The 14,399-nt window shown below is 69.8% G+C and carries 13 protein-coding genes; 5 read left to right on the forward strand and 8 right to left on the reverse strand.

Annotated features, from left to right (window positions below; all coding sequences use genetic code 11):
* The first annotated feature begins 29 nt into the window (after positions 1-29).
* Both RCH12_RS03375 and RCH12_RS03380 read left to right on the forward strand, forming a co-directional pair.
* Positions 30-584, forward strand: a complete 555-nt coding sequence (locus RCH12_RS03375) for a HEAT repeat domain-containing protein (RefSeq protein ID WP_088455003.1) — start codon at positions 30-32, stop codon at positions 582-584.
* Between the two features lie 69 nt (positions 585-653).
* Positions 654-1,400 (forward strand): SGNH/GDSL hydrolase family protein, encoded by a 747-nt coding sequence (locus RCH12_RS03380; RefSeq protein WP_327016042.1) that lies wholly within the window; start codon positions 654-656, stop codon positions 1,398-1,400.
* Positions 1,401-1,457: 57 nt separating this feature from the next.
* Here RCH12_RS03380 and RCH12_RS03385 read toward each other — a convergent pair whose 3' ends face one another.
* From RCH12_RS03385 to RCH12_RS03420, 8 genes are all read right to left on the reverse strand, one after another.
* The gene (locus RCH12_RS03385) at positions 1,458-1,619 is read right to left on the reverse strand and encodes a hypothetical protein (protein WP_165789152.1); all 162 of its coding nucleotides are present in this window, start codon (positions 1,617-1,619) and stop codon (positions 1,458-1,460) included.
* 91 nt (positions 1,620-1,710) lie between these two features.
* Positions 1,711-2,412, reverse strand: a complete 702-nt coding sequence (locus RCH12_RS03390) for a glycosyltransferase (RefSeq protein WP_327016043.1) — start codon at positions 2,410-2,412, stop codon at positions 1,711-1,713.
* Positions 2,409-3,839 (reverse strand): bifunctional PIG-L family deacetylase/class I SAM-dependent methyltransferase, encoded by a 1,431-nt coding sequence (locus tag RCH12_RS03395; protein ID WP_327016044.1) that lies wholly within the window; start codon positions 3,837-3,839, stop codon positions 2,409-2,411. Before RCH12_RS03395 ends, RCH12_RS03390 begins: the two co-directional genes overlap by 4 nt.
* A complete protein-coding gene (locus RCH12_RS03400; protein ID WP_327016045.1) occupies positions 3,833-4,966 on the reverse strand; it encodes an acyl-CoA dehydrogenase in 1,134 nt (377 codons plus the stop codon). Before RCH12_RS03400 ends, RCH12_RS03395 begins: the two co-directional genes overlap by 7 nt.
* Before the next feature lie 337 nt (positions 4,967-5,303).
* A complete protein-coding gene (locus RCH12_RS03405; protein WP_327016095.1) occupies positions 5,304-7,583 on the reverse strand; it encodes a beta-glucosidase family protein in 2,280 nt (759 codons plus the stop codon).
* Between the two features lie 119 nt (positions 7,584-7,702).
* Positions 7,703-8,587, reverse strand: a complete 885-nt coding sequence (locus tag RCH12_RS03410; RefSeq protein ID WP_088454998.1) for a carbohydrate ABC transporter permease — start codon at positions 8,585-8,587, stop codon at positions 7,703-7,705.
* Positions 8,584-9,597, reverse strand: a complete 1,014-nt coding sequence (locus RCH12_RS03415; RefSeq protein ID WP_103429521.1) for a carbohydrate ABC transporter permease — start codon at positions 9,595-9,597, stop codon at positions 8,584-8,586. Before RCH12_RS03415 ends, RCH12_RS03410 begins: the two co-directional genes overlap by 4 nt.
* Positions 9,598-9,606: 9 nt before the next feature.
* A complete protein-coding gene (locus RCH12_RS03420; protein WP_327016096.1) occupies positions 9,607-10,866 on the reverse strand; it encodes an ABC transporter substrate-binding protein in 1,260 nt (419 codons plus the stop codon).
* A gap of 249 nt (positions 10,867-11,115) precedes the next feature.
* Here RCH12_RS03420 and RCH12_RS03425 point away from each other — a divergent pair, with 249 nt between their 5' ends.
* The 3 genes from RCH12_RS03425 (at position 11,116) to RCH12_RS03435 (ending at position 14,342) form a co-directional block, all read left to right on the forward strand.
* A complete protein-coding gene (locus tag RCH12_RS03425) occupies positions 11,116-12,117 on the forward strand; it encodes a LacI family DNA-binding transcriptional regulator (RefSeq protein ID WP_103429519.1) in 1,002 nt (333 codons plus the stop codon).
* Between the two features lie 209 nt (positions 12,118-12,326).
* Complete coding sequence (locus tag RCH12_RS03430) at positions 12,327-13,472, forward strand: Gfo/Idh/MocA family protein (protein WP_327016046.1); 1,146 nt, start codon at positions 12,327-12,329, stop codon at positions 13,470-13,472.
* A 126-nt stretch (positions 13,473-13,598) separates the two neighbouring features.
* A complete protein-coding gene (locus tag RCH12_RS03435; protein WP_327016047.1) occupies positions 13,599-14,342 on the forward strand; it encodes a hypothetical protein in 744 nt (247 codons plus the stop codon).
* The last annotated feature ends 57 nt before the right edge of the window (positions 14,343-14,399 follow it).

Genomic DNA, 14,399 nt, shown 5'->3' on the forward strand with positions numbered 1-14,399 from the left:
CCCTCCGCGCGGGATAACGTTGACTCGTTATGCATAACAAATTGACCCCACACCCCGATCTTCCGATCGACCTGCCCACGGCCGAACGACTCGCCAAGGCCGTCGAACACTACGGCGAGTCCACCGTCGTCGACCACTCCGTCGCCCTGATGCGCGGCAAGAACGCCGGCAAGGACTTCCTGCTCTACGTGGGCGGCCGGCACGCGCTCGGCATCCTCGAGGGAGCGCCGGCGCTGTACTGGCCCGAGCTGTGGGGAGCCCGTGCGCTGCTACACGTCTGGAACGACTCCGCGGCACCGTACGTTGTGGTGGGCCTGAACAACGAGGCTTGGCGCATCCGCGAGATGTGCGCGAAGGTCGTCATGCTGCGCAAACTGGATGTCGCGCCCAAGCTCGTCAAGGCGACCACCGACGAGGTGCCCCGCGTGCGGGTCGCCGCCCTCAACGCCCTCGCCGAGCAGGGTCGCGAACAGGACATCCCCACCATCGTGGTGCGTCTGCGCGACCCCGACAAGGATGTGCGCCGCGCCGCCCAGCAGGCCCGGGACGCCATCATGACCCGGCTCAACCTCCCCAAGGAGTAACCCACGAACGCCATCCCCACTCCGAATCAGAGCACCCCGCGCCGAAACGCACAGCCGTACCGACGGTATGTGGCGATCGGTGACAGCTTCACCGAGGGCGTCGGCGATGACCTGCCCGACGGGCAGGTGCGCGGCTGGGCCGACCTCGTGGCGATCGGGCTGGCTGCGGCCACCCCCGAACCGGTCTCGTACGCGAACCTCGCCATCCGCGGCAAGCTGCTCGGTCCGATCGTCAGCGACCAGCTCAAGCCGGCTCTGGCGTTGAAACCCGACCTGCTCACGGTGTGTGGCGGCGGCAACGACATGATGCGCCCACGGGTGGAGATCTCCTACGTCGTCGATCTGCTCGACCACGTCGTCGACAAGGCCGTGGCCGACGGCATCCACGTTGTGGTACTCAGCGGCGGCAACCCGTCCAGGCACCTGCCCCTGGGCTCCCTGATGCAGAAGCGCGGCGACAGGCTCGCCGAGGCCGCCAGGGAGACCTTCGGCAAGCCCGGCGTGACCCTGGTCGACAACTGGATCGATACCGAGCTCATGAACGGCCGGTTCTGGTCGGCCGACAAGCTGCACCTGAACGCCCGCGGGCACACCAGGGTCGCGACGAATGTGCTCACCGCACTGAACGTGCCGATTCCCGCCGGGTGGGCCCAGGGCGCGGCCGGCGAGGCCCCGCCGCGGGAACGCATCCAGGACACCGCCGCGTACTACGCCGCCTACGTGCTGCCGTGGATCGGACGCCGGCTCACCGGCCGGTCTTCCGGTGACGGCCGCCCGCCCAAGCGCCCCGAGCTCACCGTCGTCGAGACGCCGTAGGACCAAGAACGGGCCGCGTGGTTGCCCACGCGGCCCGTTTTTGGTGTCGAGGACGAATCAGACTTTGCGGCCCGAGATCGTCCGGAGCAGGAAGACGATGACGGCGATCACTGCGAGGACCACACCGACCCAGAGCAGGAATTGCAGCGACTCGACGAGCCCGCCGGTGATGAGCAGGACCACGGCCACGACGGCGATGATGATGACTAGAAGATTCATGTGTCAAACCTTTCCTAGAACCGAGGGTTTCCTCGTGTTCGAGATGCTAGACCCGTCACGGCGCTGATCGCGAGCTATTTCTGAGTTTTCATCAGCGTGTCATCACCTGGTCGGCGAGGTAGCCGCCGAATCCGCCCGGCACCCGGCCGTCCAGCCGGCCAGAGGTGAGCACCGGGATGAGCGCGGTGCGGCACTCCCGCGCGCCGAGGGTGCGGAGCGCCTCCACCAGCAGCACGTCCTCGTCCGAGTCGACGTCGCTGAACCCCTCGGCCTGCAGGTAGCGGTCCGCGCGCACACCCAGGTTGGCGCCGTGCACGTGCGGATGACCGTCGACCAGGGTGTGCGACCCGTGCCAGCGGTCACGCTCCTGCACCGGCAGTTCGTCGTCGGGCAGCACGGTGCCGAGCACCAGTTCGGTGCCGGCCTCGGCCAGGGCCAGCTGCGCCGTCAGCCAGCGCCGGGGAACCGCGGAGTCGGCATCCGTCGTGGCCACCCAGGTGTGCGCCGCCGCGGCGTCGGTCAACAGGTGGGCCACGCCCGCCCGGCGGGCCGAGCCGACCGATCCCGCCGAGCACTCCAACGCCCTGAACTGCGGCCACTGCGCCACCACCTCGGCAGACCCGTCGGTGCAGCGGTCGAGGACCACGACGACCGAGATGGCCGGGGCGTCCGTGCCGAACTCGTCCTCTACGGCCTGCACGGCGTCGGCGAGCGCGGCCAGGCACCTCGGCAGCCGGCTCTCCTCATCGCGGGCCGGGACCACCACGATGAGTCTGTCGATTCGAGTCGTCACTCCGCGAGCCCCTCTCGCTGCGCCACGGAGGGGGCCGGGGACGGCTCGTAGACCTCCAGCACGAAGTCGCGCTCCACGTGCTGCACGGTGCGGTCGAGTCCGGGCAGGGCGGCGAGCGCCGCGTGCACCTCGTCGCCCCCGAGCGGGTATTCCCCCACCGGGTGCCGCCAGTGGCAGGCCACCAGAGCGCCGTTCGGGGTGAGGCTTCGCCGGCACCGTTCCAGCAGCACGGCCAGGTCAGTGGGTGAGCAGTAGTAGCCGATCTCCGACAGCACCACCAGGTCGAAGGTGCCGGCGGGCCACTCGGCCGGCAGGGCGCGCCGTTCCACTGTCACGCCGGGCAGGCCGGCGAGCCGCTCGCGGGCCACGGTGAGGGCCTGTTCGTTGATGTCGGTGGCCAGGAGGGTGTCGCAGCGGTCGGCGAGGTCCCGGCTGAGCACGCCGATCGAGCAGCCGAGCTCGAGGGCGGCGCCGTAGCGCGGCAGTGGTAACGCCGCCAGGGTGACGGCGCGTTTGCGGGCCTCATACCAGCGGGTTTCGAATCCCCAGGGATCCGCCGACCCCGCGTAGAACTCGTCGAAGAAGCCGGCCGTGAGGCTGGCCAGGGGCGACCCGGCGACCGGTGCTGCCGGGAGGACGTCGGCCGCGGCGCCGACGAAGTCCTCATGGTCCCGCTCGAAGTGGGCGGCGAAACCCGGTTGCACGATGGCCTCGTCACCGGGCCGGTCTGACAAAGGCTGCACCTGGCTGGTGTGCGCCGCCATGGCGGTGTTCTTGCGTTCCCGGGCCGCCGCGTCGAGGTCGAGGCGGCACAGTGCCGTGCCGTCCGCACCCGTGGGCCAGACCGGGTCCTCCGGCGACGACCAGTGCCACGCCCAAATCGGGTACTCCAACAGCCTGGCGCCGGTGCGGCCGGCGACGAGGGCAGCCGCCTCGCCAGCTGCCGCGTGGTCCGGATGCCCGTCCAACCGCCACGGGGCGACGATCCAGGTTCCGCCGGCCGGCCCGGGGGCCGCCTGGTCCGCCGCGACCACCTGCGACACCGCCTCCTCCAGACTGTTGCGGTGCTGGGACAGGTCACCGTCGGGGAGGTCGAGAAGGCGCACCGTCGCCGTCGGGGCCAGTGCCCGCACCGCGTTCACCATCTCCACCCGGCGTACCGCGGCGAGATCGGCGGCGGTCAGGGTGGGCGAACGCGGATGCGAGGCCTCACCGTTCGTGGCGGCGATCACCGTGATCGCCAGTCCGAGCTGCCCGGCGACGGCGATCAGCCCACCGGCACCGAGGGACTCATCGTCGGGGTGGGCGGCCACCACGATCAGCCGGGCACAACCCTCCAGCGTGAGCGGCCGGATCCGGTCCGACCAGTCGGCCTCGTCCCAGCGCCGTTCGCTGGTGCCGCCGGTGTCGTGCGTGAAGCTCACCACGAGGCCGCCTCCTCGACGAGCAGCCGTCGACCCAACGCCGCATCGTCTCGCTCCGCGTGATGCTGGCGCACGTACAGCGTGAGATCAGCCACCCGGCGAGCGTGCCGGGCATCCAGGGCGAGCGGGGCCGGGCCGAGCGCGTGCCCGACCCTGCCGAGCACCTCGTCCACAGTGCGCGCGACGAGGCCGCGCACCCGGGCGGCGAGCAGCCCGCCGGCCGCGCCTTCGGCCTCACCCCGATCGATCGCCGCGGCCGCGTCAGCCAGCGCCGCGCCCGCACCCACCAGGGCCAGGTCCACGGCGCCCAGCTGGGACAGCAGGATCTGGTCGGGTTCACGTCGCTCTGCCGCCTGCCGCAGCTGCCGGGCAACGCCAACGGCGCCGCCCCACCAGCAGGCGGCCACCTGAATGCCGCCCCAACTGAAACCCGGCCGGGTGAGGTACCAGCCGTCGTCGCCGACGGGCACCGCCGGGACGCCGGTGAAGTCCACCGGACCGCTGGGCACCTGGCTGAGTCCGGTCGCGAACCAGGCGTCCTCCTGGACGGCGACGCCGGCATCGGCCAGGTCCACGGCGAAGAGCCGCCGACGGGCCGGCTGCTCACCGTCCGGCGTGGTGTGCGCGGTCACGAGCGCGTGGCTGAGCGAGCCGGCCAGCGAGCACCAGGGCTTCCGGCCGCTCAGCTGCCAGCCCCCCGCGCTGCGGGTGGCGCCGACCCGCAGGCCGGGGCCCTCCGCCGCGAAGACGCCCCAGCTGGACGGCCCCTCGCCGCCTGCGCCCGGCAGGACGGCGACCGCCTCGGCCGTGCCGCCCGGCGCCTGCTGCAGGATCGCGAGGGCATCGGTGTGCGCCTCGAGCACCCGGGCGGCCGTGAGGTCGGCTGCCGCCACGGTGGCGAGCGCGTCGAACAGGGCATCGGTGCGGCCGGAGCCGGGCTGCGGCAGGGTCCCGGCCGACGCGACGGCGAACCGGATGGCCCGCTCCGCGTTCCCGTCCACCGCCCAGGCCGCCTCGACGAGGTGGGCCAGCCGCTCGAGATCCTCCGGCGGCCGGGAACCGCGGCTCCTGCTCACTCCCCCGACCGTCAGCACTGCGGGTGCGGCCGCGGGGCCTGGCTGCGTCGTCATGGCTCTCCCCCTGATCCGGCACGGCGGCAGCCCGGAGCATCCGGGGCCGCGTGGCGATACGTGTCAGATCATCCTGCCAAACATCCCGCCCTGCGACGGCAGGAATCCGTGCCCGACACCTTACGAAGACGGAAGAACGGGGATACCATCCCCCATACGGGGGTGTTCCCCGAAGTGTGACCCTGAGGCACCGTTGATAGGGCCCGACCGAGGTCACACCCGAAACACCACCGCATGGGGCGGGCCGTCATCGGGGTGGCCTGCCCCTTCCTCTGCCCATCGGGGCCTTCGCGTCCGCGGGAGGATGCTGCTCACGCGCAGGTGCGCGGGCCCGCCGCTAGACCGGCACCGCCGCGGTCCCCCGCGTGAGCTCGGTCACCCGCTCGACCTGGCTCTGCACCAGTCGAGCATCCGCCACCGTCACACGGTGCACGGCACCGGTGATGGTGATCTCCGCCACGGTCTGCTTGTCGGCGCAGGAGGCGCCCACCCACAGGTCCACCTGGCCGGGCTCGACGATGCGCTCGTGCCGGAGGCCGGTGAACGCCAGCCGGGCCGTCGGAACGGCGAAGCGCACCACGACCTCCTCGCCGGGCTCGAGAGCGACGCGGTGGTAGCCCAGCAGCTGGGCGACCGGCCGGGTGACGCTGGCGTGCACATCCCGCGCATAGAGCTGCACGAGATCGGTGCCGGCCCGCTCGCCGGTGTTGCGGATCCGCACACTCGCCGAGAACGTGCCGCCGGCCGCGACCTCGGCGTCGGCCACCAGCCCGGTTCGGTCGAAGGTGGTGTAGCTCAGCCCGTGCCCGAACGGAAGCACCGGGGTGCTGTCCACGCTGGTCACGTCAGACGGGCCACCCAGGATCGGGTGCAGGTAGGAGTAGGGCTGCGCCCCGGCAGACCTGGGCAGCGACACGGGCAGGTGCCCGGTCGGCGCGACCGCGCCGGACAGCACCGACGCGATCGCGACTCCGCCCTCTTCACCGGGGAAGAACGCCTGCAGCACCGCCGCGGGCGCGTGCGGGCCGTCGACGGCCCACGCCACCGCATACGGCCGGCCCGTCATCAGCACCATCACCACGGGAGTGCCCGTAGCGACCAGGGCCTCCACGAGTTCACGTTGCACCCCGGGCAGCTCAAGGCTTTCCGCGTCGTTGCCTTCACCCACGGTGCCACGACCGAAGAGTCCGGCCCGGTCGCCCACGACGACCACGGCCACATCGGCGGCGCGCGCCGTCTCGACGGCGGCGGCGATCGCGGAAGCGTCGGACCCCTCCACCTCGCAGCCCGCGGCCCACACGACCTCCGCCGAGGGGAACTCCTGCTGGAGCGCCTCCAGCACCGTGGGCATGGTCAGGTCCGCCGGCACGTCAGGGTGGTGCGCCAGCACGTGGTTCACGAACGAGTAGCAGCCCATCAGGGCCTCGGTCGAGTCGGCGTTCGGGCCGAGCACCGCGATGGTGCCTGGGCCCCGGTCGCCGGTGCCCAGGAGCGGAAGGACGCCGTCGTTGGTCAGCAGGATCAGGGATTCCTCGGCCAGAACCCGCGCCACCCGCCGGTGCTCTGGCGAGTCCAGGTCGACCTCGGTGGGCGCCATGGTGAAGGTCTCATCGAGCAAGCCCAGGTCCTCCTTCTGCGAGAGCACCCGCAGCACGGCCCGGTCGATGAGCGCCTCATCCGTCAGCCCGGCACGCACCCGCTCGGCCAGGGGCGCGAGGAACGCGTCGCCGGTGGGCAGCTCCACGTCGATCCCCGCGGTCAGGGCGAGTTCCGCGGCCTCACCGCGGTCGGCGGCGACGGCGTGCATCAGCTGCAGGAATGCCACCGAGAAGTAGTCGGACACCACGACACCGTCGAAGCCCCACCGGTCGCGGAGGATCTCGGTGAGGTACTCCGGGGTGGCGCCCACCGGGGCGCCGTCGATCTCGGCGTACGAGTTCATCACCGACCGCACCCCGCCGTCGAGCACGGCCATCTCGAAGGGGGGCAGGAACACGTCGTTGATCTCCCGCGACCCGGCGTGCACCGGGGCGTGGTTCCGGCCGGCCTGTGTGGCCGAATAGCCCACGAAGTGCTTGAGGGTGGCGTGCACCCCGGCCGACTGCAGACCGGTGACATAGGCGGTGCCGATGGTCCCGACCACATAGGGATCCTCGGCGATGCACTCGTCGACCCGGCCCCAGCGGGGGTCGCGGATCACGTCGAGCACCGGGGCGAGCCCCTGGTGGATGCCGAGCTGCTTCATCGATCCGCCGATCAGGCGGCCCATCTCCTCCACCAGGGCGGGATCGAACGCGGCCCCCCAGGCGAGCGGGGTGGGGAACGTCGCGGCCTTCCACGCCGCGAGTCCGGTCAGGCACTCCTCGTGCACGATGGCGGGGATGCCGAGCCGGGTCTCTCCGGTGAGGCGGCGTTGCTCCGCCCAGAGCCACTCGGCCCGCTCCACGGGGTCGACCGGCCGGGTGCCGTACACCCGGGTGAGGTGGCCGAGCCCGTGCTGCGTCGCCTCGTCGTATTTCGTCGAGGTGGCCATTTCCCCGGCGAGGGGGGCGACGACCTCGCCGCCCTGGTCGACCCAGTAGCCGACCAGCTGGGCAAGCTTTTCTTCGAGGGTCATCCGGGCGTGCAGTTCGCGCACGCGGTCGGATGCCTGGGGCAGTTCTGGGTTAGTCACAACGGTCTCTCTCTACTTCTTCAACGTCGACGAATCAGGCTGCGCGTATCGCGGGCAGCCGATCAACCCTTGACCGCGCCGGTCAGCCCGCCGACGATGCGGCGTTCGAACAGGGCGAAGAACACCAGCGCCGGAATCATGGACAGCGAGGTGAAGGCCAACACCTTCGCGGTGTCCACCGAGTACTGCGACGCGAACGATTGCACACCCAGCGGCAGGGTGAATACGGCGTCGTTGTTCAGGATGAACAGGGGCAGCAGGTAGCTGTTCCAGCTGGCGATGAATGCCAGGATGCCCACGGTGATGACGCCGGGCATGGCCAGCGGCACGATCATCCGCCAGAAGAAACCGAGCCGGCTGCAGCCGTCGATGAAGGCGGCCTCCTGGATCTCATCGGGGATGGCCCGGAGGAACGGCACCAGGATGATGATGGTCGTGGGCAACGCGAACGCGATCTGCGGCAGGATGACGCCACCGAGCGAGTTCATCAGGCCCAGGTTCTTCACCACCAGGTACAGCGGGGTGATGGCCACCGTCATGGGGAACATCAGACCGGCCGCGAAGGTGGCGTAGAGGATGCCCCGGCCGCGGAACTTGTACCTGGCCAGCACGTAGCTGGCCATCAGGCCGAGCACCACGACGCCGAGAGTGGTGGCGAACCCGGCGATCAGGGAGTTGCCCACCAGCCGCCAGAACGTGCCGCCGGTCAACACGTCGAGGTAGTTGCCGATGTTCCAGACGCTCGGCCAGCCGGACGGGTCTGTGGTGATCTGGGCGTTGGTGCGGAACCCGCCGATGATGATGAACAGCACCGGGGCGAGCATCAGGCCGATCACCAACACCGCGACGACGTAGGCGACGGGAGTGCCCCAGCGCCGGCTCGTCTTGATCGGAGCCGGCGGGTTGGCCGGCGGCAGCGCCACAGCGGGCGTCGTGAGCGCGGTCATTTGCTCGTCCCCTTCTCGGTGATTGCGCCTTCGGTGTCCCGACTCAGCACGAAGCGCTGATAGATCAGCGCGACGACGAGGGAGATCAGGAAGAGCACGACGGCGACGGCGTTTCCGTATCCGTAGTTGCCGGCGTTCCGGCCGTTGGCGACGAGGTAGGTCGCCATGGTCGACGTGCCCGCGGTTGACGCGATGTACTGACCCCAAATGATGTAGACGAGGTCGAAGAGCTGCAGGGCGCCGATGATCGACAGGAACGCCCAAATGCGCAGGGTGGGAGCGAGCAGCGGCAGGGTGATGTGCCGTTGGATCTGCCAGAACGAGGCACCGTCGATGGCCGCGGCCTCCGGCAGTTCCTCCGGAATGCCCTGCAGACCGGCGAGGAAGAGGATGACGGCGAAGCCGACGTACTTCCAGGTGATGATCACCATGAGGGTCCAGATGGCGATGTCAGGGTTCGACAGCCAATCCTGGGTGAACGCGCCCAACCCGAGCTTCTCCAGCATGCCGTTGACCGCGCCGTTGGACTGCAGCATCAGGCTCCAGCCGGTGCCGACGACGACCTCGGAGATCACGTACGGCACGAAGATCAGCACCCGGATGAGGGACTGCCCGCGGAGTTTGCGGTTCAGGAGCAGCGCGAGGAGGATCGCGACCGGCCCCTGGAGCACGAGGGAGAGAACGACGATGACGCCGTTGTGGGTGAGGGCTTCCTGGAACGTGGGGTCCTGAAGGATCGTGACGTAGTTGCGGAACCCGACGAAGTCGGTCGGCGGGCCGTAGCCCTGCCAGCTGAAGAAGCCGTAGTACGCCGCCATCACGACGGGGAAGATCACGAAGCCGAGGAAGACGATGAGAGCGGGACCGACGAGGACCGCGATCTCGACCCTGGCCCCGACCGAACTGCTGCGGCGGCGCCGCACGGGCGGGGCCACGGGCGTGGTGCCCGTGGCCCCGCCGTTCGCGAGATCCACCTCTAATCGCGTCGGAGTGTTCTCGCGAACTGACATGAGTGGTGCCTAGGCCTTCTTGGCCGCGTCGTTCACAGCCTGGATCAGCTGCTCCGGGCTGCCCTTGCCGGCCAGCAGGTCGACAACGCCGACGTTCAGCGCGTTTCCGACGTTCTGGCCGTAGACGGTGTCAAGCCACTGCGAGACGTACGGGGCCGCGTTGTAGGCCGCGATGATCTCCTTCAGGTAGGGCTCGGTGACGGCTTCCTGCGCCACGGTGTTCACCGGCGGGGCGTTGAAGGCCGCGTAGTACTCCTTCTGCACATCGGCGCTGCCGATGTAGTTGAGGAAGTCGAGGCACTCAGCGGGAGCATCGACCGAGCAGGAGTAGCCGTCAACGCCACCGAGGATCGAGCCGGGCTCGCCCTCGCCGCCGTCAACCTCGGGGAACGCGAACCAGGACAGGTCGGCCAGCGGCTTCTCGTCCGGGGTCAGCGATGCGATCACGCCGGGGTTCCAGGCGCCCATGAGTTCCATGGCTGCCTGGTGGTTGGCCAGGAGGCCGGCGGAGCTGCCGGCGCCCTGCTGGGCGGCGGTGGTCAGGAAGCCCTGGTTGTAGGGCTCGGTGGCGGCGAAGCTCTCGAGGTCTTCACCGGCCTTGATCCAGCAGTCATCCGAGAAATCCTTGGTGTCTGCGGCCTCGGCCAGGACATCGGGGCTGCATTCGCGCAGCGCGAAGAAGTAGAACCAGTGCGCGGCGGGCCAGGCGTCCTTGGCGCCGAGTGCGATCGGGGCGACCCCGGTGGTCTTGAGCTTGTCGACCGCGGTTTCGAGGTCGGTGATCGTGGCCGGTGCTTCGGTGATACCCGCGGCGTCGAAGAGGTCCTGGCTGTAGAAGATGCCGCCGGGGAGCACGGCGACCGGCATCGCGTAGACCTTGTCTTCGAGGCTGTTCGCGATGAACGAGCCGTCGGGGATCTCCTCATGCACCTGGTCGGAGATGCCTTCGGTGATGTCCATCAGCTGGCCGGCCGCGACCATGGCTGCCATCTTGCCGCCACCACGCTGCAGGAAGATGTCTGGTGCGTCGCCGGAGTTCAGCGCGGTCTGCAGCTTGCCGTCCAGGTCTTCGTTCTGGATCGCCTGCACGTCGATGGTGACGCCGGGGTTGTCGGCCTCGAAATCGGCGACGGTCTTGTCCCAGAATTCCTGGCCGGGGCCGGTGGTGGAGTTCTGCCAGAGGCTCATCGTGACGTCGCCGCCAGAGGACCCTTCGTTCGAATCGGCGCTGCAGGCGGTGAGGCCCAGGGCGCTGAGGCCCAGGACCATCGTTCCCGCGAAGATCCTCTTCGCCGTGGTGGTGTGGTTCACCTTCATTGGTTCAACCTTTTCTCTTCATTGAGGGACACCATCGGTGGTCGATGGTCTTGGTGTGAAGCCGCGCCCTGACGGGCTGCTGTTCGGTTCGGACTCCGACAGGGCTGCCCTGTAGGTTCCGGATGGCCTCAGTGTCACAGCGGAAAAATGGAGTGTCAAACGTTTTCGAAATCATTTTCCAAATCACCCTATGCTGAACCCATGACCCCCCGTGCCACGATCCACGATGTCGCCGCAGCAGCCGGCGTATCGGTGGCGACGGTCTCCAAGGCCGTGAACGGGCGGTACGGCATCTCGGCCGCGACTACCGCCAGGGTGCTCGATGTGGTGCAGCAGCTGGGCTATGAGTCCAGCCTCGTGGCCAGCAGCATGCGTTCCCGCCGCACCAGCGTCATCGGCATCCTCGTCGCCGACTTCGAGCCGTTCAGCGCCGAGATCCTCAAGGGCGTCGGCGTGGCCCTGGCGGATTCCCGCTACGACCTGCTCGCCTACAGCGGCTCCCGGCAGCGCGAGACCAACGGCTGGGAACGGCGCTCCCTGAGCCGGCTCAGCGGGACGCTGATCGACGGGGCCATCATGGTCACACCCACCGTCGACACCGCCTCAGCGGAAATCCCCGTGGTGGCCATCGACCCGCACACCGGCCGGGCCGACCTCCCCACCGTGGAGTCGGACAGCTTCGGCGGTGCCCTGCAGGCCACCCGCTACCTGATCGAGCTCGGCCATCGCCGGATCGGCTTCCTGGCCGGCCGACCAGACCTCCGCAGCGCCACCCTCCGCGAGGCCGGTTACCGGCAGGCCCTCACGGATGCGGGCATCCAGTTCAACCCCGCCCTGGTTCGGGTCGGGTTGTACAAGCGGGAGACGGCCAAGGCGCCCGCCGCGTCGCTGCTGTCGATGACGGACCGCCCGACGGCGGTGTTCGCCGCGAACGATCTCTCGGCGATCGCGATCATCCAGGTCGCCGCGGAGCTCGGAATCGACGTGCCGCGCGACCTGTCGGTGATCGGTTTCGACGACATTCCAGAGGCCTCCCAGATGAACCCGGCGTTGACCACCATCCGTCAGCCGATGAAGAAACTCGGCGCCACCGCGGCCGGGATGCTCGTCTCGCTGCTGAACGGCGAGATTCTGCCGCAGAACCACATCCGACTGCCGACCGGGCTCGTGCGCCGGGCGACGACGGCGCCGCCCCAGAGCTGAGCTTTCGCCTGGCGGGTGCGGTGCGTCACGGTGCGCGAGAGCACGGTCGGCGCATCCGGTCATCGGGGGCCTCGCCTCAGCCTCAGGACCGGGCAATACTGGGCGCTGCACGGCGACGTCCGCACGTGCTCGCGACATCCGGCTCAGGCTAGGCGTCCGGGAACCGGCCGGTGACGTCTCCGACCGTTCGCCATCGAAAGGGGAACGCCGTGGGCCAGTCGCGTACCGGCGACGAGACACCGCACCGTCTGGGCATCGCGGGCCTCGGCGTCACCTCAGCGGCCTACCTCCAGACATTGACGGCCAGTGATGCCGTGGTGATCACGGCCGTGGCCGATCTGGATGCCGCGCGCGCCCGCTCGGTGGCAGCCGGGCTGCCGTTTGCGCGCGTCATGACCGTCGCCGAGCTGCTGACCGCCGACGAGGTCGATACCGTGCTGAACCTCACCACCCCGGCCTCCCACGCCGAGATCGCGCTAGGCGCCATCGCCCAGGGCAAGCAGGTCTATGGCGAGAAGCCGCTCGCAGTGACCCTGGCCGAGGGCCGCAGCATCCTCGCGGCCGCGACCCACGCCGGGGTCAGGGTCGGGTCCGCGCCGGACACCGTGCTCGGTACCGGCATCCAGACCGCCCGCGCCGCCATCGACGACGGGCTGATCGGCCGCCCGGTGGCCGCATCGGCCGTCATGGTCACCGCCGGCCACGAGCTCTGGCACCCGAACCCGGACGACCACTACCGCGAGGGCGGCGGCCCGCTCTTCGACATGGGCCCGTACTACATCACCGCGCTGATCCACCTGCTCGGACCCATCCGGTCGGTCACCGGAGCCTCCAGCCGGCCGCAGGACCACCGGGTCATCCGCACCGGGCCGCGGGCGGGCGAGAGCATCCCGGTCCTCGTCGACACTCACGTCACCGGAGTGCTGGAACATGACAGCGGTGCACTCTCGACCATCACGATGAGTTTCGACGCTGCGGCCACCGTGAGGTCACCGCTCGAGGTGTACGGCACCGAGGGCACCCTGTCCGTGGGCGACCCCGACACCTTCGACGCGCCCACCGGCCTCCGTCGGGCGCATGATGGCAGTTTCCACCCGCTCGACCCGCTGGCCGGCTACGTCGACGGCACACGCGGAATCGGTCTTGTCGACCAGATCCGGGCGCCCCGCCGTACTGCGGCGCGCGCCAACGGAGGACTCGCCCTGCACGTGCTCGACGTCATGGAGTCCCTGCAACGCGCGGCGTCGGAGGGCCGCCGCGTGGACATAACGACCGCCGCCGACCGACCTGCCTCCGTACCGCTGACGCCCCGCGCCGAGTGGCTCGGGGCGGTCCATGAGGGGCGCCGAGTGTGAAACCCGCGGTGGCCGACGTGGAGCTCTGGCATCCCCTCGAGTCGAGCCGTTGCCACCGGCCCGGGCCGTCGGAGCCCCTCGGAGTGGGACCTGACCCGACGCGCGCGCGTCGGTAGCGTGAGCAGCATGTTCGGACGACGCAAGCCACCCCCACGGGAACAGCCCGCAGAGCCACTCGAAAGCCCCGGCACCCAGGCGCTCATGCGCCAGGTGCAATCGCAGCTCGCCGAGAAGCCGCGACTCGGTGCGCAGATCGCGGGACAGGAGATCTTTCAGAATATCCTCACCCTGGTCAAAGACGAGCGCGGGGTGCAGGTCGAGGTCGTAGCGACAATTCTCGGCGGCCTCGCCGGACGCGCATGCCTACTCGCCGGCCTTTCCGGGCAGGCGGGTAACGATCCGACACTCAGCAGGCTGACCCTCAACACAATCGGCACCAAAGACGGCGGCACCTACCTCGCCGGCGACGCAATAAACTGGCAGCTCGCCGAGGGCCCGTACTCGGTATTCGCGCTCATCGCGGGCTACCTGCAGAGCGTGGGAGAGCCGATCCCCGATGCTCACGAGTTCTTCGCGCACAGCGCGCGGTCGTTGGGTGGGCCGGCCTTCGGGGTACCGCGTTTCGCTCCCGGCACAGGGGTCGGCTCGACGCCTCTCGAGTACGCCGACGCACTGTGGGCCAACGTCAGCGGCTCGCTGCGACGCTATGCTCCCGACCCGCAGCTCTGGCCGGCATCGTACGGTGTCGCTATCCAGCAGCTGCTCGAGATGGCCACAGGCGCCGGCCTCGACCTCCAGGCGCTCGTGCGCGTCATCATGGACAGCTCACTTGCCGTCTCCAAGGTTCCGCTGAAAGTACCTGCCGCCTGAGGCAGCTCGTACCCGCCCGGGATCCGCCGCGGTACCGGTCGAAACGCCCGCGGATCG

This window comes from Cryobacterium sp. MP_3.1, from assembly GCF_035984795.1.
Classification (GTDB): domain Bacteria; phylum Actinomycetota; class Actinomycetes; order Actinomycetales; family Microbacteriaceae; genus Cryobacterium; species Cryobacterium zongtaii.

Excerpts from the sequence above, each read along its gene's own strand:
- RCH12_RS03415 (WP_103429521.1), bottom strand. The coding sequence starts at position 9,597 with ATGTCAGTTCGCGAGAACACTCCGACGCGATTAGAGGTGGATCTCGCG.
- RCH12_RS03375 (WP_088455003.1), top strand. The coding sequence starts at position 30 with ATGCATAACAAATTGACCCCACACCCCGATCTTCCGATCGACCTGCCC.
- RCH12_RS03435 (WP_327016047.1), top strand. The coding sequence starts at position 13,599 with ATGTTCGGACGACGCAAGCCACCCCCACGGGAACAGCCCGCAGAGCCA.
- RCH12_RS03425 (WP_103429519.1), top strand. The coding sequence starts at position 11,116 with ATGACCCCCCGTGCCACGATCCACGATGTCGCCGCAGCAGCCGGCGTA.
- RCH12_RS03405 (WP_327016095.1), bottom strand. The coding sequence starts at position 7,583 with ATGACCCTCGAAGAAAAGCTTGCCCAGCTGGTCGGCTACTGGGTCGAC.
- RCH12_RS03410 (WP_088454998.1), bottom strand. The coding sequence starts at position 8,587 with ATGACCGCGCTCACGACGCCCGCTGTGGCGCTGCCGCCGGCCAACCCG.
- RCH12_RS03400 (WP_327016045.1), bottom strand. The coding sequence starts at position 4,966 with ATGACGACGCAGCCAGGCCCCGCGGCCGCACCCGCAGTGCTGACGGTC.
- RCH12_RS03385 (WP_165789152.1), bottom strand. The coding sequence starts at position 1,619 with ATGAATCTTCTAGTCATCATCATCGCCGTCGTGGCCGTGGTCCTGCTC.
- RCH12_RS03420 (WP_327016096.1), bottom strand. The coding sequence starts at position 10,866 with ATGGTCCTGGGCCTCAGCGCCCTGGGCCTCACCGCCTGCAGCGCCGAT.